Genomic DNA, 20,582 nt, shown 5'->3' with positions numbered 1-20,582 from the left:
ACTCCGGCGGATAGTGCTTCATGACCACGGGACATCCGTTCTCCTGGACTCAAGATCCAAGTGTCTCGGGTGTCCAAGATCCGGGGTCAAGCCCCCGCCCAGACCTGGCGGCGACTACCTGTACTGCGCCTACGCGCTGATCCTCGTCCTCGGCCTGCGCAAGGGTGAGGTCCTCGGCCTCACCTGGTCGGACGTAAACCTGGACACGGGGGAGCTGCACATCCGCCACCAGCTGCAGCGCGTCCGCCGGCGTCTCCTGCACACCGACACGGCCAAGACAGAGGCCTCGGAGGCGGTGCTCCCGCTGCCGGACATCTGCCTGACCGCCCTCCGGCTCCGCCAGAAGGAGCAGCAAGCCGCGAAGGAGCGGGCAAAGGATCTCTGGACGGAATCCGACCTCGTCTTCACCACCCGCTACGGCACCCCGGTCGAGCCGAGGAACGTCACCCGCGAGTTTGACCGCCGCTGTGAGCGCGCCGGGGTCCGCCGTATCCGCGTGCACGACACCCGCCACACCTGCGCCTCGCTCCTGGCCGCGCTCGACGTCCACCCGCGGATCGCGATGCAGATCCTCCGCCACTCCGAAATCGCGGTGACGATGGAGGTCTACACCCACGTGCCCTCCGCCGATACCCGCCGAACGCTGCGCAAGCTCGGCAAGGCCCTGGGCGGCGGCAAGCAGAAGAAGGAAAAGAAGGGCAAGCGCAAGCAGCAAGAGCGGGCGGAAGAGCAGCCGGACAAGGACGGCCAGCAAGAGTCATAGCGGTTGCTGTACCCGGCTGCTGTACGCACGACAGAGGCCCATTCACGATCACGTGAATGGGCCTCTGACCTGTGTCGGGGTGGCGGGATTTGAACCCACGACCTCTTCGTCCCGAACGAAGCGCGCTGCCAAGCTGCGCTACACCCCGATGTCGCTGCTTGTCGCGGCGACGTCGTTTACTTTAGCCCACCGGTGGCTGGAGACGAAATCCGGTTTTGGCGCGGTGGCGGATCGGGTTGAGGCGGGCGTGGTCGAGGGTGATCAGGAGGGTCGCCAGGGCGTAGAAGGACAAACCCAGCAGGAGTGCGTTGGCGAGGGTGTGCTGTAGCCGTGGCGGCCGTGTCGAGGACGGGGGAGAGGCGGCGGCCGGGTGTGCTCGGAGCGATCAGTTCCGCGCGGATCAGGAAAAGGCCCAGGTAGGCCAGGGGGTGCAGCAGCCAGGTGTCGCCCGGCGCCGGCGCAGGCGGCCTGGGGCGTCAGTAGCAGCCAGTCCCGGACGGCGGACGCCGGAGTGACCGTGTGCGGTAGGTGGCCCGTGGTCGCGGGCCGGCCCGTCGGGGCGCCGGTCGTGCCCGTCACGGAGAACGGGCTCGTCTCGTCCGCGAGGAGCAGGTGGTACACCAGGCCGGTGATCACGACGTGGAGCAGCGCCGCCCCGGTCCAGGCGGGGGCAGGGGGCGGCGCATGGGGGAATCGCAGCCGCGGCGGGGACGAAGGAGGGCAGGATCGCATGGGTCCGCGGAATCGCCGGCAGGTCGGGAGGTCCCTGGGTGTCCGGGCGGTCATGTCCTCGCCCTGGGGAGGGAGGACAAGGGGGCCATGCGGGCGGGCCCGGCCGGGGTGTCCTGGTCGGTCGGGCCTGGTCAATCCGGGAGGGCGTCGGCTACCGCCCCTACTCCTTCTCCACCAACGTCAACAACGTAGCTTCCGGCGGGCAAGCGAACCGTACCGGTGTGTACCGGTTCGTCCCGCAGCCTGCCGACACGTGCAGGTACGCCGTACGGCCCTCCGCCGTGTGCGTGGACAGGCCCTTCACACGGTCCGTGTCCAGGTCGCAGTTGGTGACCAGCGCGCCGTAGAAGGGGATGCACAGCTGGCCGCCGTGGGTGTGGCCGGCGAGGATCAGGGGGTAGTCGTCCGCCGTGAACGCGTCCAGCGTGCGCAGGTACGGCGCGTGCACCACGCCCATCGAGAAGTCCGCCGAGCGCGAGGGGCCGCCGGCCACCTGTGCGTACCGGTCCCGCTTGATGTGCGGGTCGTCCAGGCCCGTGAGCTCCACGGACACGCCCTCGACCTTCAGCGTGCCGCGCGTGTTGGTCAGGTTGAGCCAGCCCGCGCCGTCGAAACCGTCGCGCAGGTCCTCCCAGGGGTTGTGGACCACGCCGACCGCGGGCGCGTTGCCGTTCAGGCCGTGGCGGCCCTGGGCCTTCTCCAGCAGGTAGCGGGCGGGGTTGCGCAGCTTCGGGCCGTAGTAGTCGTTGGAGCCGAAGACGTACGCGCCCGGGAACTCCATCAGGGGACCGAGCGCGTCGAGGACCTCCGGGACGCCCTCCGGGTCGGAGAGGTTGTCGCCCGTGTTGATCACGAAGTCGGGGCGCAGGCCGGCCAGTGAGCGCAGCCAGCGCTGCTTCTTGCGCTGACCGCTGACCATGTGGATGTCGGAGACCTGCAACACGCGCAGGGGACGCATCCCGGCGGGGAGGACGGGGACCGTCACCCGTCGGAGGCGGAAGGAGCGGGCCTCGAAGCCCGCCGAGTACAACAGACCGGCGGCACCAACCGCCGCGATTCCTACGGGTACTCCGTATCGCGCGCGCATACGTCCATCGTGTCAGACCCACCGCCCTTTTAATGAACGGGCGTCGTGCTGCCCGCACCTGCGACAATCAAACCCATGACCACGCTCAAGTCGAAGCTGCAGGAAGACCTCAACGCCGCGATCAAGGAGCGCGACGAGCTCCGCTCCTCGACGCTCCGGCTGACGCTCGCCGCGATCACCAAGGAGGAGGTCGCGGGCAAGGAGAAGCGCGAGCTCTCCGACGACGAGGTGCAGAAGGTGATCACCCGCGAGGCGAAGAAGCGCCGTGAGGCCGCCGAGGCCTTCGCGCAGGGTGGTCGCGCCGAGAGCGCCGAGCGGGAGAAGGCGGAGGGCGAGGTCCTCGCCGCGTACCTGCCGAAGCAGCTGAGCGACGACGAGCTGAACGACATCGTCGCCCAGGCCGTCGAGGAGGCGAGGGCAGCGGGTGCCGAGGGGCCGCGGGCCATGGGCGCCGTCATGAAGATCGTGAACCCGAAGGTGGCCGGCCAGGCCGAGGGCGGCCGCGTCGCCGCCGCGGTCAAGAAGCTCCTCGCCGGCTGACCTGCTGACCCTGCCGACCCGGCTGACCCAGCTGACCCTGCCGACCCGGTCCGGCCCGCCTCTGACCCGGCTGACCCGACCAACCCGTCGGCCCGACCGACCCGCCGCACCGGCCGACTCCGCCATCACGACGAACGGCCCTTGCCTCCCCGTATCGGAGGCAAGGGCCGTTCGTCATGACCCGCTCGGGCTCATGCCCCGGAATCAGCCACGCCCCCCGTTGCCGTTCCCGTTGCCTCCGCCGTTGGTCTGGCCCTGGAACAGGTTGTCCGGGAGGGTGATGCCGCCGGTGTTGCTGTTCCCGCCGTCGATCAGGCCGCCGATGAGGTCCTGGTTGCCGTTGCCGCCGTCGTTGCCCTCGTCGTCCTCGTCGCCGCGGTTTCTGTCGGGCGGGTTCGGGATGTCGACGAGGTTGAAGGACGGGGCCTCCTTGCCCTCGAGGGCGCCGGACATGGCGTCCCGCCAGATGGGGCCGGGGGTGTCACCGCCGTAGACCTGGGAGTGGTAGACGCCGCCGATGGTGATGTTGGTCATCTTGACCTTCTGGGTGGCGCTGCCGACCCAGACGGCGCCCGAGAGGTTCGGGGTGTAGCCGACGAACCAGGCGTTCTTGCGCTCGTCGGTCGTACCCGTCTTGCCCGCGTTCGCGCGGCCGGACAGACCGGCCTGCTTGCCCGTACCGGAGTCGACCACACCGCTCAGCAGGGTGTTGATGCTGTCCGCGGTCTTCTCGCTCATCGCGCGGGAGCAGGTCGACTTCGGGACCTCCAGCGACTTCTTCTGACCGTTCACGGTCTGGGTGATCGACTCGATGGCGATCGGGGTGCAGTACATGCCGCGGCTGGCGAAGGCGGCGTACGCGCTCGCCATCGTCAGCGGCGAGAGGCCGGTCGAACCGAGCGTCATCGACGAGGGCACCTCGGGGACCTTGTCGCCGTTGCCCTGGACGACGCCGAGGGCGTCGGTCATCTTCACCACGGGGCACATGCCGATGTCGGCGAGCATCTGCACGAAGTAGGTGTTGACCGACAGCTCCATGGCCTTCTTCAGCGCGTACGGCCCGACCTCGGACTCCGCCTCGTTCTCCAGCTTGGCGTTGTCGGTGTTGACCCAGGGCTTGCCGCTGCACGTCTGCACCTGGTTCGGGTACGGCATCTGGTACGGCGCGGGGTACGTCTGCGTCACCGGCCGGCCCTCCTCCAGGGCGGCCGCCGCCACGAACGGCTTGAACGTCGAACCGGTCGGGAAGCCGAAGTTCGAGCCGCCCATCGCCGCGTTGACCGAGTAGTTGTACTCGGTCTCGTTCTTGCCGTAGCCGTACGGCTTCGACTGGCCCATCGCGAGGATCTTGCCGGTGCCGGGCTCGACGAGGGTGGCGGCCGCGGCGACCTTGTCCGACTTGTAGACGTGGTCCTTCAGCGAGTCCTGCACGGACTGCTGGGCCTGCGGGTCGAGCGTCGTCTGGATGGTGAGGCCGCCCTGGTTCCAGACCTTGGCGCGCTCCTCCTTGGTCTTGCCGAAGACCGGGTCGCTCTTGAAGACCCGCTCGACGTACTTGCAGAAGAAGCTGGCGCCCTGGACGGCCGTGATGCAGCCGTTCTTCGGCTGGGTGACCTTCAGGCCCAGCGGGGCCTTCTTCGCCTGGTCGGCCTCGGCCTGCGAGACGTCGCCGACCTCGGCCATGCGCTCCAGCACGACGTTACGGCGCTTGGTGGCCTCCGCCTCGTCGTTGACCGGGTCGTAGCGGCTGGGCGACTGGACGATGCCGGCCAGCAGGGCCGCCTCGGGCAGGGTCAGGTCCTTGGCGTGCTTGGAGAAGTACCGCTGGGAGGCGGCCTCGACGCCGTAGGCCTGCTGGCCGAAGAACGTGATGTTCAGGTAGTTCTCGAGGATCTTCTTCTTGCCGAGCTCCTCCTCGACCTGGATCGCGTACTTCAGCTCGCGGATCTTTCGGCCGAGGGTCTGCTGGGTGGCCTGCGCGACCTTCGTCGGGTCGTCGCCGGCCTCCTCGACGAAGACGTTCTTCACGTACTGCTGGGTGAGTGTGGACGCGCCCTGGGAGACGCCGCCGGTCTGCGCGTTCTTGTTGAGCGCGCGCAGGATGCCCTTCAGGTCCACCGCGCCGTGCTGGTAGAAGCGCGAGTCCTCGATCGCGACGATCGCCTTCTGTATGTACGGCGACATGTCCTTGAGGTCGACGACCGTGCGGTCACGGGAGTAGACCGTGGCGATCTGCTCGCCCTTGGCGTCGAGGATCGTGGTGCGCTGGCTCAGTGGTGGCGTCTTGAGGTTGGCCGGGAGTTCGTCGAAGGACTCCACCGATCCCTTGGCGGCCAGACCCAGCGCGCCGAACGCCGGCAGGGCGATGCCGGCCAGCACGGCTCCCGAGAGCACACTGACACCGAGGAACTTGGCGGCCTGCTGCGTCGTTGTGAGACCACCGCCCGAGCGCTTCTTTGGCATGAGGGCAGCCTACGTTCTCATTCGCCGGACACGCGTATATGCCTTGGCCTAAGCTGCTCTCAACTGTCACAGCAGCAGGGCTACGTATCAATACGTCCGGCGACCCCGAATCGTTCCGGAGGTTCCTCACTTTCTTGTTGGGGGCGTGTCCGAATCCGCCTTGTGTGTCATCCGGCGTCCGTTGTGACCCAACAGAACTGTCCCGTTTTTGCCGGGATAGTCGTGCATGTCGCAGGCTCACTCCCCCGGGTGATCTGCCGCTTACGCATAGTCCGTTCGGGCCATTCAAGATTGGGCCCGAAGGGGGTGTTGCGCTGTGCCCACCTTCCGTAACGTCCTCAACTGGCGGCGGTGAATATGCCGCTGCCGCCGTGGGGGAGCCTCGATTCGGGAGAGGACGGCGCCGGTATGGGCTGGGTAACCGACTGGAGTGCGCAGGCTGCCTGCCGCACTACCGATCCGGATGAACTGTTCGTTCAGGGAGCAGCGCAGAACAGGGCCAAGGCGGTGTGTACCGGGTGCCCGGTACGCACCGAATGTCTGGCCGACGCGCTGGACAACCGCGTCGAGTTCGGCGTGTGGGGAGGCATGACGGAGCGCGAGCGCCGCGCACTGCTGCGCAGGCGGCCGACCGTCACCTCCTGGCGCCGGCTACTGGAGACGGCGCGCTCGGAGTACGAGCGCGGCGCGGGCATCGTGTCGCTCGACGACGACCAGGTGTACGAGAACTACGCGGCGGTGGGCTGAGAGCACCTCTCGGCTCAGTTGTCGGGCAGCTCCGGCCGGTTGGCCGCGAGCCGGTCCCCGATGTCCCGCAAGCCGGCGAGGTCGTGGACATCGCCGGGCAGTGCGGCCACTTCGGTGACCGCCACCTCGGGGTGGAGCGCGGTGAAACGGTCACGCGTGCGCTGCTCGCGCGAGAGCAGGTGCATACGGTCCGCGTGCAGCCTCAGCAGGCCCGCGGTGAGCCGATCGGCGCTCTGATCCGTGCCGGGATCAGTGCTGCGATCTGGGCTTCTGTGGGTGCCTGGGGAGGCGGGCTCGGGACCGGATGCGGGAGAAGCTGCGGGAGATTCTGAACTGCCGTACGTGTCGGGAGAGTTACGAAGTCCAGCTTTCCCGCCGTCCTGATCCACAATGCGGGGCTCTTCAAGATTTTCGGCGGCGGCGAGCGCCCGCTCGGCGGACAGCTGGGCGGCGCCGCTGCCATGGACCCGGTTGAGCACCAGACCGGCCAGCGGCATGTCCTCGGCGGCCAGCCGCTCCACGAAGTACGCGGCCTCCCGCAGCGCGTCCCGCTCGGGAGCCGCCACCACCAGGAACGCCGTGCCGGGCGCCTGGAGCAGTTTGTACGTCGCGTCCGCGCGCGTGCGGAAGCCCCCGAACGTCGTGTCCATGGCGGCCACGAACGTCTGGACGTCCTTGAGCAGCTGACCGCCGAGCAGCTTGCCCAGGGTGCCGGTCATCATCGACATCCCGACGTTCAGGAACTTCATCCCGGCGCGTCCGCCCAGCTTCGCCGGGGCCGTGAGCAGCCGGATCAGCCGCCCGTCGAGGAACGACCCGAGCCGCTTGGGCGCGTCCAGGAAGTCCAGCGCCGAACGGGACGGCGGCGTGTCGACGACGATCAGGTCCCACTCGTCCCTCGCCCGCAGCTGCCCCAGCTTCTCCATCGCCATGTACTCCTGCGTGCCCGCGAAGCCCGCCGAGAGCGACTGGTAGAAGGGGTTGCCCAGGATCGCGGCCGCCCGCTCGCCGTCCGCGTGCGCCTCGACGATCTCGTCGAAGGTGCGCTTCATGTCGAGCATCATCGCGTGCAGCTCGCCGTCCCCCTCGACCCCCTTCACCCGGCGCGGGGTGTTGTCGAGCGAGTCGATGCCCATGGACTGCGCGAGCCGACGCGCCGGGTCGATGGTGAGGACGACCACCTTGCGGCCGCGCTCGGCCGCCCGCAGGCCCAGCGCGGCCGCCGTCGTCGTCTTGCCGACCCCGCCCGAGCCGCAGCACACCACGATGCGGGTGCCCGGATCGTCGAGCAGGGGATCGATGTCCAGCACGCGCGCGGGGGACAGGCCGTGACGGGTGCTCCCCTGGTCGTGAGTCTGGTCCGGACTCATGACATCCCCTGCTTCCGCAGCTCGGTGGCGAGTTCGTACAGGCCCGCGAGGTCCATGCCCTCGGCGAGCAGCGGCAGTTCGTGCAGCGGCAGGCCCAGCTCGGCCAGGACGGACCGCTGCTCGTGCTCCAGCGCGTACCGCTCGGCGTACTCCTCGGCCTGCTCCAGGAGCGGGTCCACCAGCCGCTCGGCGTGCCCGCCGCGCCGCGCGCCGCCGAGCCCCGCGGCGGACAGCGACCGCGCGACAGAGGAACGCCCGACCGACCGCAGGAGTTCCAGCCCGTCCCCGTCCAGCACTTCCGGACGGACCATGTTGACGATGATCCGGCCCACCGGCAGCTTCGCCGCCCGCAGTTCGGCGATGCCGTCCGCGGTCTCCTGGACGGGCATCTCCTCCAGCAGCGTCACCAGGTGCACCGCCGTCTCCGACGACTTCAGCACCCGCATCACGGCCTGTGCCTGATTGTGTATCGGGCCGATCTTGGCGAGGCCCGCGACCTCGTCGTTGACGTTCAGGAAGCGGGTGATGCGGCCCGTGGGCGGGGCGTCCATGACGACGTAGTCGTACACCAGCCGCCCGTTCCTGTCCTTGCGGCGTACCGCCTCGCACGCCTTGCCCGTGAGGAGTACGTCCCTGAGGCCGGGCGCGATGGTGGTGGCGAAGTCGATCGCGCCGAGCTTCTTCAGGGCCCGGCCGGCGCCGCCCAGCTTGTAGAACATCTGGAGGTAGTCCAGAAGGGCCAGTTCGGGGTCGATGGCCAGTGCGTACACCTCCCCGCCCCCGGGAGCGACGGCGATCTTGCGCTCCTCATAAGGCAGCGCTTCCGTCTCGAAGAGCTGCGCGATGCCCTGCCGGCCCTCGACCTCGACGAGAAGCGTCCGCTTCCCCTCGGTGGCGAGGGCAAGCGCGAGTGCGGCGGCGACCGTCGTCTTTCCGGTCCCGCCCTTGCCGCTGACGACCTGGAGCCTGCTCACGTCTTCGAGCGTAACCAGTCGGCGCCCGAGCCAATCGGGAGGCTGTGGACAACGGGGCGGACGGACGCTCGTCGCGCGGCCGTGATCGGCCACCTGGCCTGCGCGGGGCCCCGCGGTCCACAGCGGATACAGTCGGCCCATGACCAAGTGGGAATACGCAACCGTGCCGCTGCTCGTCCACGCCACGAAGCAGATTCTGGACACCTGGGGCGAGGACGGCTGGGAGCTCGTCCAGGTCGTCCCCGGGCCGAACAACCCCGAGCAGCTCGTGGCCTACCTGAAGCGGGAGAAGGCGTGAGCGCGGTCGAGGCGAGGCTCGCCGAGCTGGGCCTGACCCTGCCGGAGGTCGTTCCTCCGCTGGCGGCCTACCAGCCCGCCGTGCAGTCCGGGCCGTACGTGTACACGGCCGGCCAGCTGCCCATGGTGGACGGCAAACTGCCCGTCACCGGCAAGGTCGGCGCGGAGGTCACCGCCGAGGAGGCCAAGGACCTCGCCCGCGTCTGCGCGCTGAACGCCCTGGCCGCCGTCAAGTCGGTCGCGGGCGACCTGGACCGCATCGCGCGCGTGGTGAAGGTCGTCGGCTTCGTCGCGTCCGCCGCAGACTTCACCGGCCAGCCCGCCGTCCTCAACGGCGCGAGCGAACTGCTGGGTGAGGTCCTCGGCGACAAGGGCGTGCACGCGCGCAGCGCGGTGGGCGTCGCGGTACTGCCGCTGGACGCGCCGGTCGAGGTGGAGATCCAGGTCGAGCTGGTCTAGCCGGGCCGGCGTGAGGGACGGGTGGCCGACGGCCTCCGGGCCCGGGACGCGGGCGTGGCCGCCGTGGCCGCGCACGCCGCGTGCCTGCGCGTCGCCGGCCGCGAAGACGGCGGTGGGCGGGTCGCCGGTCCGCAGGATCTGCGTGCCGGCGGCGAGCGCATCGCCGTAGTCGAAGTCGAAGCCGGTCGAGCGGACGGTCGCGGGATCGCAGGCGATCCCGAACTCCTCGCGCGCGGTGCTCCTTGGGGCGCGGCGGCGCGGCGGCGCGGTGGGCAGAGGCCGTGCGGACGGGCTGAGGGCGCCTTCGGCGGCGCGGCCACTGCCGTCCCTCGGCGGGCCGCGCCCGAGAGCGGGCCACCTGCGGCGCCCGCCGTATCCCCCTCGCCCCAGGCACCTCTCGAACATTCGCGCATCGCGGGATAGCCTCCGGCCATGGCGAATGGGCAGTGGTTTCCAGCGGACTGGCCGGACCGTATCCGCGCGCTCGCGGACGGCACGCTCGAGCCGGTCGCCCCGAAACGCGCGGCCACCGTCATGCTCCTGAAGGACGCCGAGGGCGGTCCCGTCGTCCACATGCTGCGCAGACGCGCCTCCATGGCCTTCGCCGGAGGTGCGTACGCCTATCCGGGCGGTGGGGTCGACCCGCGGGACGACGACCGGCAGGTGCGCTGGGCGGGGCCCACGCGCGCGTGGTGGGCCGAGCGGCTCGGTGTGGACGAGGCGGAGGCCCAGGCGATCGTCTGCGCGGCCGTACGGGAGACGTACGAGGAGGCGGGCGTCCTGCTGGCCGGGCCGACCCCCGATTCCGTCGTCGGGGACACCACCGGCGCCGGCTGGGAGGCCGACCGGGCGGCCCTGGTCGCCCGTGAGACGTCCTTCGCGGAGTTCCTCGGCCGGCGGGGACTGGTGCTGCGCTCCGACCTGCTGGGCGCCTGGACGCGCTGGATCACCCCCGAGTTCGAGCCCCGCCGCTACGACACCTGGTTCTTCGTCGCCGCGCTCCCCGAGGGCCAGCGCACCCGCAACGCCTCCACGGAGGCCGACCGCACGGTCTGGATCCGCCCGGCGGACGCGGCCGACGCGTACGACAAGGGCGAGCTGCTGATGATGCCGCCCACCATCGCGACCCTGCGCCAGCTGGTCCCGTGCGCCACCGCCGCCGAGGCCCTGGCCGCCGCTCCCGCGCGCGACCTCACGCCCGTCCTGGCGCGGGCGCGTCTCGTGGACGGCGAGGTCGTGCTGTCCTGGCCGGGCCACGACGAGTTCACCAAGCACATCCCCACAGGTGGAGCCCCCGCATGACGGACGCAGCAGCCCTTCCCGGCCGGCCTCGCGGCGGGGTCCTCTCCGGCCCCGCGACCCCCCGGGCGGTCAACGTCCTCGCGCCCAACGCCTCCGCGATGACCCTGGACGGCACGAACACCTGGATCGTCTCCGAGCCCGACTCCGACCTGGCCGTCGTCGTCGACCCGGGCCCGTTGGACGACGGCCACCTGCGCACGGTCCTCCGCACCGCCGAGGAGGCCGGCAAACGCGTCGCCCTGACCCTGCTGACGCACGGCCACCCCGACCACGCCGAGGGCGCCGCCCGCTTCGCCGAGCTGACCGGCACCAAGGTGCGCGCCCTGGACCCGGCGCTGCGGCTGGGCGACGAGGGCCTGGCCGCCGGGAACGTGATCAGCGTCGGCGGCCTGGAACTGCGGGTCGTCCCGACCCCCGGCCACACCGCCGACTCCCTCTGCTTCCACATCCCGGCCGACCGCGCGGTCCTGACCGGCGACACGATCCTCGGCCGCGGTACGACGGTCGTGGCGCACCCCGACGGCCGCCTGGGCGACTACCTGGACTCCCTGCGGCGGCTCAGGTCCCTCACGGTCGACGACGGCGTCCACACGGTCCTCCCGGGCCACGGTCCCGTCCTGGACGACGCCCAGGGCGCCGTCGAGTTCTACCTCGCCCACCGCGCCCACCGCCTCGCCCAGGTCGAGACGGCCGTGGAGGACGGCTTCCGCACTCCCGCCGAGGTCGTCGCCCACGTGTACGCCGACGTGGACCGCTCCCTGTGGCCGGCGGCGGAGCTGTCCGTACGGGCACAGCTGGAGTACCTGGAGGAGCACGGGCTCATCTAGGGCCTGTCGTTCCGATCACGCCGCGGACGTGGGCGGCTCTGGGCGGCTCTGATCGGCCTGCGGCGGCCTGGGGGCCTTGACGCCGTGCACGCGCGCGTACTCCTCGGCGAGCCACGGTCCGAGGTCGTCGACGTACGAGCGCAGGACGGCCGCGTCCCCGGTCGGCTCGTAGCCGCGTACGGCCGCCGCCCGCACCTGCTCCGCGCGCGCGGGGTAGTAGGCGGCGAACGCCCCGGCCATTTCGTGCAGGTCGCTGGTCCAGCCGTTCCAGCGGGGCATGACCAGCGTGAAGGCGGTGCGGACCAGGTGCCGGGACATGAAGCGGACCAGCGGACGCCGGGCCTCGTCGGCGTTCTCGGCGCTCTCGGCGTCGTCGGCCTCGGCGGCGCGGGCGCGCCAGCGGGGGAGGAGCAGGGCGAGGTCCCCGTTGGTCTCCCGCGCGAGCAGGGAGTCCGGCCGGTAGCGGGGCAGCTGCTCGGCGAGGTCCTCCCCGAGCAGCGGGGTGCACAGGCACGCCACGAACCAGCCCAGGTCGTACCTCTCGAGGTCGCTCAGCAGCCGTGCCCGGCCGTAAAGCAGCGTGCCGACCCCGTCGATCTGCGGGAACTCCGTGTCGAGCGCCTCGCCCAGCGCACCGGCGCCGGCCCGGTCCGCCTCCGTGGGCTCCTCCCGGAGGGCGACCAGGAGGTCCAGATCGCTGCGCCCCACGCGCGCGGTGCCGCGCGGAATCGACCCGTAGAGGTACGCACTGTGCAGCCGCGCCCCGAAGACCTCCGGCACACGGTCGCGTGCCGCGGCCACGACGGGACGGAAGGCGCGGGGCACGCGCGCGAGAGACCCCTCGCGCTCGATGTATCCCTGCGCGTCGAGACCGGGGCGGTGAACGGTTTCGGCCATGGGGTCACTGTGCCGGGAGAGGAGCGCGGGGGCAGCGCATTTACGGCGCCCGCGGACCGCCCTCCTGGGGCCCACCGGTGAGGCACGAGGGGCCCTGCCGCGTGTCATCCACGGCAGGGCCCCTCGTGATGGTCATACGGACGTGTGTGACCGGGCGGCGCGGTCAGCGCGAGCGCTTCGCCAGCCGTTCCACGTCCAGCAGGATGACCGCTCGCGCCTCCAGGCGCAGCCACCCGCGCTGGGCGAAGTCGGCGAGCGCCTTGTTGACCGTCTCGCGCGAGGCGCCGACGAGCTGGGCCAGCTCCTCCTGCGTGAGGTCGTGGACGACGTGGATGCCCTCCTCCGACTGCACGCCGAAGCGGCGGGAGAGGTCCAGCAGGGCGCGCGCCACGCGGCCGGGGACGTCCGAGAAGACCAGGTCGGACATGGCGTCGTTGGTCTTGCGCAGGCGCCGGGCGACGGCGCGCAGGAGCGCGGCGGCCACCTCGGGGCGGGCGTTCAGCCAGGGCTGGAGGTCGCCGTGGCCCAGGCCGAGGAGCTTGACCTCGGTCAGCGCGGTCGCCGTGGCCGTACGCGGGCCCGGGTCGAACAGCGACAGCTCGCCGATGAGTTCGCCGGGGCCGACGACGGCCAGCATGTTCTCCCGGCCGTCGGGGGACGTGCGGTGGAGCTTGACCTTGCCCTCGGTGACGACGTAGAGCCGGTCGCCCGGGTCGCCCTCGTGGAACAGGGAGTCGCCACGGGCGAGGGTCACCTCACTCATGGAGGCGCGGAGCTCCGCGGCCTGCTCGTCGTCGAGAGCCGCGAAGAGCGGGTTGCGCCGCAGAACGTCGTCCACGAGTTCTCTCCTTGTCGACCTGCTCAGGGGATGGTGCTCCCCCGTGTGCCAGGGGACCGTGTTCCCCATTTTGCCGGACGGTCCAAACAGTGTGATCTGTCACAAGGATGCCGCACAGGTGTCCCGAGGTAAGCGGCAGGGGTCCAATTGGGGGCCGATCTTGCGGGGCCGGGGCGGATGTCGGTGAGGGGCTTTAGGCTGGCCGGGTGTCCAAAACGCCGGTGAGAGCACAGGCCGAGGGAGCTGGGCGGGTGGTTGTACGTCGCGATTCCGCTGTGGGCGAACAGGTCTCGGGTGAGGGTGAGCAGACGGTCAGGAAGACGGCAAAGGTGACGAAGAAGACGCCTGTGAAGCCCGCGGCCGCGGCCGGGAAGCCCGAGTCCCGTACGGCCCTCGTCCGCCGCGCCCGCCGGATCAACCGCGAGCTCGCCGAGGTCTACCCCTACGCCCACCCCGAGCTGGACTTCGAGAACCCCTTCCAACTGGTGGTCGCCACGGTCCTGTCGGCCCAGACCACCGACCTCCGGGTGAACCAGACGACCCCCGGCCTCTTCGCCAAGTACCCCACGCCCGAGGACCTGGCTTCCGCCAACCCGGAGGAGGTCGAGGAGATCCTCCGGCCCTGCGGTTTCTTCCGGGCCAAGACCAGGTCGGTGATAGGGCTGTCGAAGGCCCTGGTGGAGCAGTTCGGCGGCGAGGTCCCCGGGAAGCTGGAGGACCTGGTGAAGCTGCCCGGCGTCGGTCGCAAGACCGCCTTCGTGGTGCTGGGCAACGCGTTCGGCCGGCCCGGGATCACCGTGGACACGCACTTCCAGCGGCTCGTTCGGCGCTGGCGGTGGACCGAGGAGACCGACCCCGACAAGATCGAGGCCGCGGTCGGCGCGCTCTTCCCCAAGAGCGACTGGACGGACCTCTCCCACCACGTCATCTGGCACGGCCGCCGTATCTGCCACGCCCGCAAGCCCGCCTGCGGCGCCTGCCCCATCGCCCCGCTCTGCCCGGCGTACGGCGAGGGCGAGACGGACCCGGAGAAGGCGAAGAAGCTCCTGAAGTACGAGAAGGGCGGCTTCCCGGGCCAGCGCCTCAACCCCCCACAGGCCTACCTGGAGGCGGGCGGCAGGCCGGCTCCGCCGCTGGGGGCCACCGGGTGACGGGAGGTGCGCCGGGGATGGCAAGTGCGACTCCTGGCTTCGGGTGGGAGGTGTCGGTGAAGCGGGGCTTCGGCTCGGCGCCGGGGTTGGCGAGTCCGTGTCTTGGGTTCCGGCAACGGGTGCTGGTGGGGCGGGGCTTCGGCTCTGTGCCGGGGGTGGCGGGTGCGCGCCTCGGGTTCCGGCAACGGGTGCTGGAGGAGCGGGGCTTCGCCTCTGCGCGGGGGGCGGCGAGTCCGTGCCTCGGCCTCCGGCGGCGGGTGTCGGCGAAACCGGTCTTCGACCGCGTATCGGATAAACCGCACATGGGTCGCACATCGGGCGAACTGTCTTTCGGTCACACGACAGGCCACCCGCCCATCGACCCCGCCTCGGGGATGGCGAGTCCGCCCCTCGACTCCCGGTCGCGGGTGACGGCCGAGCCCGCCTTCGGCCCTCGGCCCGGGCGGCCCACGGCGGAACCCTCCCCATGCCCCCCGTGGGGCCGTACGGCGGAACCCTCCCCCGGTCCCCGGTCAGGCCGTACGGCAGGACCGTCCGCAAGGCCCCGGCCGGCCCTCACGCCAATGACCGTCCCTGGTCCCCAGCCGGCCCTCACGCCAACGACCGTCCCTGGTCCCCAGCCGGCCCCGACGGCGGCTCCGCCTCTCCGCCGCCCACCGGACCCCGCCGCCCCGGCATGGGTGCGCCGCGCGGAACGATCTACGGCCCCTCGGGCGTTGTACTCGGCAGGACGGAGGGTGGTGCGGCGGTGACACCCGCGAGCAACGCGAGCAACACGCAGGGCGGTTCGGTGACACTCACCAAAGCAGGTCTGCCGGGCTGGCTGGAGCCGGTCGTGCAGGCCGTGGAGACGGTGAAGCCGGTCCAGCTGAGCCGCTTCCTGCCCCCGGAGGACGGCGCGGGGCGGCAGTCGGCCGTGCTCATCCTCTTCGGGGAGGGCGAGCGCGGGCCGGAGCTGCTGCTCATGGAGCGGGCCAGTTCCCTGCGCTCGCACGCCGGGCAGCCCTCCTTCCCGGGCGGCGCCCTCGACCCGGAGGACGGCGATCCGCACGGCGACGGGCCGCTCAGGGCGGCCCTGCGCGAGGCGGAGGAGGAGACCGGCCTCGACCCCGCCGGCGTGCAGCTCTTCGGCGTGCTGCCCAAGCTGTACATCCCGGTCAGCGGTTTCGTCGTCACCCCCGTGCTCGGCTGGTGGCGCGTACCCAGCCCGGTCGGAGTGGTCGATCCCAACGAGACCGCCCGCGTCTTCACGGTCCCAGTGGCGGATCTCACGGACCCCGGCAACCGCGCCATGGCCGTCCACCCCAGCGGACACAGCGGCCCCGCATTCCTCGTCCAATCCGCTCTCGTATGGGGGTTCACCGCCGGTCTCATCGACCGCCTGCTGCACTTCGCGGGGTGGGAGCGTCCCTGGGACCGCGACAAGCAGGTCCCGCTCGACTGGCGGTCATGACAGGGTGTCCTTCGTGAACGTGCTGGACATCCTGTTGCTGGTCGCGGCTGTGTGGTTCGCGGTGGTGGGCTACCGCCAAGGCTTCGTCGTCGGCATCCTGTCGGTGATCGGGTTCCTGGGCGGCGGCCTCGTCGCCGTCTATCTGCTGCCCGTCATCTGGGACGCGCTGACCGACAACTCCGAGGTGAGTACGACGGCCGCCGTCGTCGCGGTGGTCGTCGTGATCGTCTGCGCCTCCGTCGGCCAGGCCCTGACCACCCATCTGGGCAACAAGCTGCGCCGGTACATCACCTGGTCCCCGGCCCGCGCGCTGGACGCGACCGGCGGCGCCCTCGTCAACGTCGTCGCCATGCTGCTCGTGGCCTGGCTGATCGGCTCCGCCCTCGCCGGCACCACCCTGCCCACGCTGGGCAAGGAGGTCCGTAACTCCAAGGTGCTGCACGGGGTGTCCCAGGCGCTGCCCGACCAGGCCGACACCTGGTTCGCCGACTTCTCCTCCGTCCTCGCGCAGAACGGCTTCCCGCAGGTCTTCAGCCCGTTCGCCAACGAGCCGATCACCGACGTCCGGCCGCCCGACCCGACCCTCGCGGGCAGTGCGGTGGCGGCCCGCGCGCAGCGCTCCATCGTCAAGGTCATGGGCACCGCGGAGAGCTGCGGCAAGGTACTGGAGGGCACCGGCTTCGTCTTCGACGAGCGCCGCGTCATGACCAACGCGCACGTCGTGGGCGGCGTCGACGAGCCCACCGTCCAGATCGGCGGTGAGGGCCGCAAGTACGACGCCACCGTGGTGCTGTACGACTGGAAGCGCGACATCGCCGTCCTGGACGTACCGGATCTCGACGCGCCCGTACTGCAGTTCACCACCGATGACGCGGCGAGCGGCGACAGCGCGATCGTCGCCGGCTTCCCGGAGAACGGGGCGTACGACGTGCGTGCCGCGCGCGTGCGCGGACGCATCACGGCCAACGGCCCGGACATCTACCACCGCGGCACCGTCCGCCGTGATGTCTACTCGCTGTACGCGACGGTCCGCCAGGGCAACTCCGGCGGCCCGCTGCTCACGCCCGACGGCAAGGTGTACGGCGTGGTCTTCGCGAAGTCCCTCGACGACGCCGACACCGGCTACGCGCTCACCGCGGACGAGATCCAGCAGGACATCGCCCGGGGACGTACCGCGAACCAGGAAGTCGACAGCGACAACTGCGCGCTGTAGCGCGGCAGGGAGTGTCGCGGTGGGGGAGTGGTCAGCCGCGCGGGTGACGCAGGCGTACCGAGACCCATCGGGCCCGGCGGCGCAGGATGCGCGGAATGCCCACCCGGAGGTCGCTGCCCTCTTGCGGGGCGGTCCCTCGTTGGTGGGAGCTCAGGCCGGTGGCCGAGCGGCGGTTGCGTGCTGCGTCACTGTAGTCGTGCGTCCAGCCCATACCCGGACGTGTGCCCGTGCCCCAAGGTCGATAACCGCCCGAGCGCCCGCCAATTGGCCTATGCGCCGGGCAATTGGCTGTTCGTAGTACAGGTGTTCAGAACCGGATACCGGGCGCGATGGCTTGGTCACCGATCGGGTTCGGGATCCTTCAGCCAGTTGACCAGTTCGGTGGAGAAAGCGACCGGATCCTCCTCGTGCGGGAAATGCCCGAGTCCGTCGAACAGCCGCCAGCGGTACGGCGCTTCGACGTACTCCCCGGAGCCGGCCGCGCTGCGGGTTCGCGTCACCGGGTCGAGGGAGCCGTGCAGATGCAGCGTCGGCACGCGCACGGGCCGCTTCATGCGCCGGTAGAACTGGATGCCGTCCGGCCGCGCCATCGACCGCACCAGCCACCGGTAGGGCTCCACCGAGCAGTGCGCGGTGGACGGGATGCACATCGCGCGCCGGTACGTCTCCAGCGCCTCGTCCTCCGGCAGCCGGGGCCCGGACCACTCCCGGATCAGCCGGCCCACCAGCTCCCCGTCGTCGGCGGTCAGCTGCCGCTCCGGGATCCAGGGCCGCTGGAACCCCCAGATGTGGGAGCTGGCGGTGGTCTGCCGGACGTCGGCGAGCATCGCCGAGCGCCAGCGCCGGGGGTGCGGCATCGAGGCGACCGCGAGCCGGCGTACGAGCTTGGGGCGCATGACGGCCGCGGTCCACGCCAGGTAGCCGCCCAGGTCGTGGCCGACCAGCGCGGCGTCCGGCTCGCCGAGGGAGCGGATCACGCCGGTGATGTCGAGGGCGAGGTTGGCCGGGTCGTAGCCGCGGGGCGTGCGGTCGCTGCCGCCGACGCCCCGCAGGTCCATCGCGACGGCCCGGAAGCCCGCGTCGGCCAGCGCGGTCAGCTGGTGCCGCCACGTCCACCAGAACTGGGGGAAGCCGTGCACCAGCATGACGAGGGGGCCGTCACCCAGCTCGGCGATGTGGAAGCGCGCGCCGTTCGCGGCGACCTCGCGATGGGTCCAGGGGCCCTCCGGCCGGACGACCGAGGAGGGCTGCGCCGAAGGCGTGGCGGGGTCCGTCATGACGATGAGCGTGCCACAGGCTCGATGGCCCGCGGGGCCCGGTCCTGCGCGAGCTCGGTCCGCGGGTGCGGCTTGGCCTTCTGCAGGACGCCCGCCGTCTCCTTCATCGACGCGGCGACCTTCTGCGGGCCCTTGCTCTTCCTGGCCTTCTTCGCGAACGCGACGCCGATCAGTGCCAGGACGACCGCGACGAGGACGTTCGCCGCGAAGGACAGCAGGAAGCAGATCGCGAGGTTCCAGCCGCTCCAGGTACGGATGCCGTACGCAAGCGCGAAGTTCAGCATCGGCAGGGAGAACAGCAGCACTGCGCCGGCCACCGTGAACGCGCCGCCGCTCGTCGCGCCGCGCTTCACGTCCTGCTTGAGCTGTGCCTTCGCCAGTGCGATCTCGTCGTGCACCAGCGCCGACATCTCGGTCGTCGCCGAGGCGAACAACTGGCCGATGCTGCGTTCGGCGCCGACCGGGCTGCCGTCGGGTGCGCTCATCGCGTTCTCCCTCGTCTTGTACGGTTCCGCCGTCTTCTGCCTGACTGCGTACGGTCCCGTCTTTTGTACCGTCCCGTCAGATCATGCCGGACGGTCGCCCTTCTCGCCCGCCCCGCTCCCCACTTCGGCAAGCCTGCGGCGCGCGGCGGCCATCTCCTCGGCGATCCGGCGGTGCTCGGCGGCCTTGCGGTCGTGGATGTCGGCCATGCGCAGGTGGTACGCCGGGTTGTCCTCCTCGTAGACGTCCGGGATGCCGTCGAGGTCGTCGTCGCGCTCCTCGGCCTCCCACAGGCGCCGGTACTTGGCGTTGCGCACCTTCAGCAGGATGCCCGCCAGGGTCGCCGCGATCAGCGAGCCCATCAGGACGGCGGCCTTGACCTCGTCGGTCAGGGTCTCGTCGCCCTGGAAGGCCAGCTCGCCGATGAGCAGTGAGACGGTGAAGCCGATGCCCGCCAGCGACGCGACGGCGAAGACGTCCGCCCAGGCGAGGTCGTCGCTCAGCGAGGCCCGGGTGAAGCGGGCGGTCAGCCACGTCCCGCCGAATATGCCGAGTGTCTTGCCGACCACGAGCCCGAGGACGACACCGAGGGTCTCCGGCCGGGTGAACACGTCCCCGAGCGCGCTGCCCGATATCGCCACACCCGCGCTGAACAGGGCGAACAGCGGGACGGCGAGGCCGGCGGACACGGGCCGCACCAGGTGTTCGATGCGCTCGCCGGGGGAGTGCTCCTCGCCCTCGCGGGTGGTGCAGCGCAGCATCAGCCCCATGGCGACGCCGGCGATGGTGGCGTGGATGCCGCTGTTGTACATCAGCGCCCAGACCACGACCGCGATCGGGACGTACACGTACCAGCCGCGCACGCCCTTCTTCAGAAGCAGCCAGAAGACGGCGAGGCCGGCGAGCGCGCCGCCGAGAGCGGCGAAGTCGATCGTGTCGGTGAAGAAGACCGCGATGATCAGGATGGCGAACAGGTCGTCGACGACGGCGAGCGTGAGGAGGAAGGCGCGCAGGGCGCTCGGCAGGGACGTGCCGATGACGGCGAGCACGGCGAGCGCGAAGGCGATGTCGGTGGCGGTGGGCACCGCCCAGCCCTTCAGCGAGCCGCCGCCGGTGACGTTGGTGAGGAGGTAGACGAGGGCCGGTACGGCCATGCCGCACAGGGCGGCCACTACGGGCAGGACGGCGGCCTTGGGGTCCTTGAGGTCACCCGCGACCAGTTCGCGCTTGAGTTCGATGCCGGCGACGAAGAAGAAGACGGCGAGGAGGCCGTCGGCTGCCCAGTGCTCGATCGACAGGTTCAGGCCGAGGGCCTCGGGGCCGAGGTGGTAATGGCTGACCGCCTCGTAGCTGTCGTGCAGTGCGGGTGCGTTCGCCCAGACCAGTGCGGCGATCGCGGCCAGGAGCAGCAGTACACCGCCGACGGTCTCGGTGCGCAGCGCGTCCGTGACGAAGGTCCGCTCGGGCAGGGACAGACGTGCGAGGACCTTGCGGGGAGTAGTGGGGCGGGAAGGCGCGGTCACGGGAGGGACCTCCGGTTGGTGGGCAGCACGGAGCAGTTGCCGACCAGACTTCCCGGCGCACCTTTTTGTTTAGTTTACCTAAGGTGCGCGGGGAGGGATCCGTTGATCTCCACATTAGGTGCGAAAAGGGCACCCGGCGCACTGGTCACCGGGTGCCCCTGAGGATCGTTCTCAGTCCTGCGGGAG

The 20,582-nt window shown here is 70.9% G+C and carries 21 protein-coding genes and 1 tRNA gene; 11 read left to right on the top strand and 11 right to left on the bottom strand.

Annotated features, from left to right (window positions below; all coding sequences use genetic code 11):
* Positions 1-763, top strand: a 763-nt coding sequence (locus ACF1A1_RS35180; RefSeq protein ID WP_392005578.1) for a site-specific integrase, incomplete at its 5' end; no start/stop codon positions are given.
* A 74-nt stretch (positions 764-837) separates the two neighbouring features.
* Here the strand turns inward: ACF1A1_RS35180 and ACF1A1_RS35175 are convergent.
* A tRNA-Pro gene (locus ACF1A1_RS35175) sits at positions 838-911 on the bottom strand.
* Between ACF1A1_RS35175 and ACF1A1_RS35170 the strand changes: the two genes are divergently transcribed.
* On the top strand, positions 912-1,091 hold the full coding sequence (locus ACF1A1_RS35170) for a hypothetical protein (protein ID WP_392005576.1): 180 nt from the start codon (positions 912-914) through the stop codon (positions 1,089-1,091).
* Positions 1,092-1,655: 564 nt separating this feature from the next.
* Here the strand turns inward: ACF1A1_RS35170 and ACF1A1_RS35165 are convergent.
* Positions 1,656-2,582: a metallophosphoesterase gene (locus tag ACF1A1_RS35165; protein ID WP_392005574.1), complete on the bottom strand. Its 927-nt coding sequence runs from the start codon at positions 2,580-2,582 to the stop codon at positions 1,656-1,658.
* 75 nt (positions 2,583-2,657) lie between these two features.
* Between ACF1A1_RS35165 and ACF1A1_RS35160 the strand changes: the two genes are divergently transcribed.
* Positions 2,658-3,122, top strand: coding sequence for a GatB/YqeY domain-containing protein (locus ACF1A1_RS35160; protein WP_392005572.1), 465 nt, complete (start codon positions 2,658-2,660; stop codon positions 3,120-3,122).
* A 204-nt stretch (positions 3,123-3,326) separates the two neighbouring features.
* Here ACF1A1_RS35160 and ACF1A1_RS35155 read toward each other — a convergent pair whose 3' ends face one another.
* Positions 3,327-5,585: a transglycosylase domain-containing protein gene (locus ACF1A1_RS35155; RefSeq protein ID WP_392005571.1), complete on the bottom strand. Its 2,259-nt coding sequence runs from the start codon at positions 5,583-5,585 to the stop codon at positions 3,327-3,329.
* A 408-nt stretch (positions 5,586-5,993) separates the two neighbouring features.
* Between ACF1A1_RS35155 and wblA the strand changes: the two genes are divergently transcribed.
* Complete coding sequence (wblA, locus tag ACF1A1_RS35150) at positions 5,994-6,332, top strand: transcriptional regulator WblA (protein ID WP_392005588.1); 339 nt, start codon at positions 5,994-5,996, stop codon at positions 6,330-6,332.
* A 14-nt stretch (positions 6,333-6,346) separates the two neighbouring features.
* Here the strand turns inward: wblA and ACF1A1_RS35145 are convergent, their stop codons facing one another.
* Entirely contained in the window at positions 6,347-7,702 is a 1,356-nt protein-coding gene (locus ACF1A1_RS35145; RefSeq protein ID WP_392005569.1) for an ArsA family ATPase, read from the bottom strand.
* Positions 7,699-8,676, bottom strand: coding sequence for an ArsA family ATPase (locus tag ACF1A1_RS35140; RefSeq protein WP_392005567.1), 978 nt, complete (start codon positions 8,674-8,676; stop codon positions 7,699-7,701). The genes ACF1A1_RS35145 and ACF1A1_RS35140 overlap by 4 nt, the downstream gene beginning before the upstream one ends.
* 139 nt (positions 8,677-8,815) lie before the next feature.
* Here ACF1A1_RS35140 and ACF1A1_RS35135 point away from each other — a divergent pair, with 139 nt between their 5' ends.
* From ACF1A1_RS35135 to ACF1A1_RS35120, 4 genes are all read left to right on the top strand, one after another.
* Positions 8,816-8,974 carry a DUF4177 domain-containing protein gene (locus ACF1A1_RS35135; RefSeq protein ID WP_003967454.1) on the top strand — a complete coding sequence of 53 codons (159 nt, stop codon included), beginning with the start codon at positions 8,816-8,818 and terminating at the stop codon, positions 8,972-8,974.
* Complete coding sequence (locus tag ACF1A1_RS35130) at positions 8,971-9,432, top strand: RidA family protein (RefSeq protein ID WP_392005565.1); 462 nt, start codon at positions 8,971-8,973, stop codon at positions 9,430-9,432. Before ACF1A1_RS35135 ends, ACF1A1_RS35130 begins: the two co-directional genes overlap by 4 nt.
* A gap of 432 nt (positions 9,433-9,864) precedes the next feature.
* Positions 9,865-10,734 carry an NUDIX hydrolase gene (locus ACF1A1_RS35125; protein ID WP_392005564.1) on the top strand — a complete coding sequence of 290 codons (870 nt, stop codon included), beginning with the start codon at positions 9,865-9,867 and terminating at the stop codon, positions 10,732-10,734.
* Positions 10,731-11,561, top strand: coding sequence for an MBL fold metallo-hydrolase (locus ACF1A1_RS35120; protein WP_392005562.1), 831 nt, complete (start codon positions 10,731-10,733; stop codon positions 11,559-11,561). The genes ACF1A1_RS35125 and ACF1A1_RS35120 overlap by 4 nt, the downstream gene beginning before the upstream one ends.
* A gap of 15 nt (positions 11,562-11,576) precedes the next feature.
* On the opposite strand, the gene ACF1A1_RS35115 is transcribed toward ACF1A1_RS35120, so the two are convergent.
* Both ACF1A1_RS35115 and ACF1A1_RS35110 read right to left on the bottom strand, forming a co-directional pair.
* Positions 11,577-12,458, bottom strand: a complete 882-nt coding sequence (locus ACF1A1_RS35115; RefSeq protein ID WP_392005560.1) for a nucleotidyltransferase domain-containing protein — start codon at positions 12,456-12,458, stop codon at positions 11,577-11,579.
* Positions 12,459-12,621: 163 nt separating this feature from the next.
* Positions 12,622-13,296: a Crp/Fnr family transcriptional regulator gene (locus tag ACF1A1_RS35110; protein ID WP_029382547.1), complete on the bottom strand. Its 675-nt coding sequence runs from the start codon at positions 13,294-13,296 to the stop codon at positions 12,622-12,624.
* Positions 13,297-13,625: 329 nt separating this feature from the next.
* On the opposite strand from ACF1A1_RS35110, the gene nth reads away from it, so the two are divergent.
* The 3 genes from nth (at position 13,626) to ACF1A1_RS35095 (ending at position 17,113) form a co-directional block, all read left to right on the top strand.
* Positions 13,626-14,447: an endonuclease III gene (gene nth, locus ACF1A1_RS35105; protein WP_392005558.1), complete on the top strand. Its 822-nt coding sequence runs from the start codon at positions 13,626-13,628 to the stop codon at positions 14,445-14,447.
* A 790-nt stretch (positions 14,448-15,237) separates the two neighbouring features.
* Positions 15,238-15,900, top strand: a complete 663-nt coding sequence (locus ACF1A1_RS35100) for an NUDIX hydrolase (protein ID WP_392005586.1) — start codon at positions 15,238-15,240, stop codon at positions 15,898-15,900.
* A 13-nt stretch (positions 15,901-15,913) separates the two neighbouring features.
* A complete protein-coding gene (locus tag ACF1A1_RS35095; protein WP_392005556.1) occupies positions 15,914-17,113 on the top strand; it encodes a MarP family serine protease in 1,200 nt (399 codons plus the stop codon).
* A gap of 31 nt (positions 17,114-17,144) precedes the next feature.
* Here the strand turns inward: ACF1A1_RS35095 and ACF1A1_RS35090 are convergent, their stop codons facing one another.
* The 4 genes from ACF1A1_RS35090 to nhaA all read right to left on the bottom strand — a co-directional run bounded on the left by ACF1A1_RS35090 (position 17,145) and on the right by nhaA (position 20,396).
* Entirely contained in the window at positions 17,145-17,324 is a 180-nt protein-coding gene (locus tag ACF1A1_RS35090; RefSeq protein ID WP_392005554.1) for a hypothetical protein, read from the bottom strand.
* Between the two features lie 127 nt (positions 17,325-17,451).
* On the bottom strand, positions 17,452-18,390 hold the full coding sequence (locus ACF1A1_RS35085; protein ID WP_392005552.1) for an alpha/beta fold hydrolase: 939 nt from the start codon (positions 18,388-18,390) through the stop codon (positions 17,452-17,454).
* Positions 18,387-18,875 carry a phage holin family protein gene (locus ACF1A1_RS35080; RefSeq protein ID WP_392005551.1) on the bottom strand — a complete coding sequence of 163 codons (489 nt, stop codon included), beginning with the start codon at positions 18,873-18,875 and terminating at the stop codon, positions 18,387-18,389. The genes ACF1A1_RS35085 and ACF1A1_RS35080 overlap by 4 nt, the downstream gene beginning before the upstream one ends.
* A gap of 81 nt (positions 18,876-18,956) precedes the next feature.
* Positions 18,957-20,396, bottom strand: coding sequence for a Na+/H+ antiporter NhaA (gene nhaA / locus ACF1A1_RS35075; protein WP_392005549.1), 1,440 nt, complete (start codon positions 20,394-20,396; stop codon positions 18,957-18,959).
* Positions 20,397-20,582 lie beyond the last annotated feature (186 nt).

This window comes from Streptomyces sp. NPDC014995 (genome assembly GCF_043080745.1).
GTDB lineage: Bacteria > Actinomycetota > Actinomycetes > Streptomycetales > Streptomycetaceae > Streptomyces.
This window is presented reverse-complemented; position numbering and strand designations above follow the sequence as displayed.

What these genes read in the sequence shown, in the direction of transcription:
- ACF1A1_RS35170 (WP_392005576.1), top strand. Translation starts at nt 912, where the DNA reads ATGTCGCTGCTTGTCGCGGCGACGTCGTTTACTTTAGCCCACCGGTGG.
- ACF1A1_RS35165 (WP_392005574.1), bottom strand. Translation starts at nt 2,582, where the DNA reads ATGCGCGCGCGATACGGAGTACCCGTAGGAATCGCGGCGGTTGGTGCC.
- ACF1A1_RS35160 (WP_392005572.1), top strand. Translation starts at nt 2,658, where the DNA reads ATGACCACGCTCAAGTCGAAGCTGCAGGAAGACCTCAACGCCGCGATC.
- ACF1A1_RS35155 (WP_392005571.1), bottom strand. Translation starts at nt 5,585, where the DNA reads ATGCCAAAGAAGCGCTCGGGCGGTGGTCTCACAACGACGCAGCAGGCC.
- wblA (WP_392005588.1), top strand. Translation starts at nt 5,994, where the DNA reads ATGGGCTGGGTAACCGACTGGAGTGCGCAGGCTGCCTGCCGCACTACC.
- ACF1A1_RS35145 (WP_392005569.1), bottom strand. Translation starts at nt 7,702, where the DNA reads ATGAGTCCGGACCAGACTCACGACCAGGGGAGCACCCGTCACGGCCTG.
- ACF1A1_RS35135 (WP_003967454.1), top strand. Translation starts at nt 8,816, where the DNA reads ATGACCAAGTGGGAATACGCAACCGTGCCGCTGCTCGTCCACGCCACG.
- ACF1A1_RS35125 (WP_392005564.1), top strand. Translation starts at nt 9,865, where the DNA reads ATGGCGAATGGGCAGTGGTTTCCAGCGGACTGGCCGGACCGTATCCGC.
- ACF1A1_RS35120 (WP_392005562.1), top strand. Translation starts at nt 10,731, where the DNA reads ATGACGGACGCAGCAGCCCTTCCCGGCCGGCCTCGCGGCGGGGTCCTC.
- ACF1A1_RS35115 (WP_392005560.1), bottom strand. Translation starts at nt 12,458, where the DNA reads ATGGCCGAAACCGTTCACCGCCCCGGTCTCGACGCGCAGGGATACATC.
- ACF1A1_RS35090 (WP_392005554.1), bottom strand. Translation starts at nt 17,324, where the DNA reads ATGGGCTGGACGCACGACTACAGTGACGCAGCACGCAACCGCCGCTCG.
- ACF1A1_RS35085 (WP_392005552.1), bottom strand. Translation starts at nt 18,390, where the DNA reads ATGACGGACCCCGCCACGCCTTCGGCGCAGCCCTCCTCGGTCGTCCGG.
- ACF1A1_RS35080 (WP_392005551.1), bottom strand. Translation starts at nt 18,875, where the DNA reads ATGAGCGCACCCGACGGCAGCCCGGTCGGCGCCGAACGCAGCATCGGC.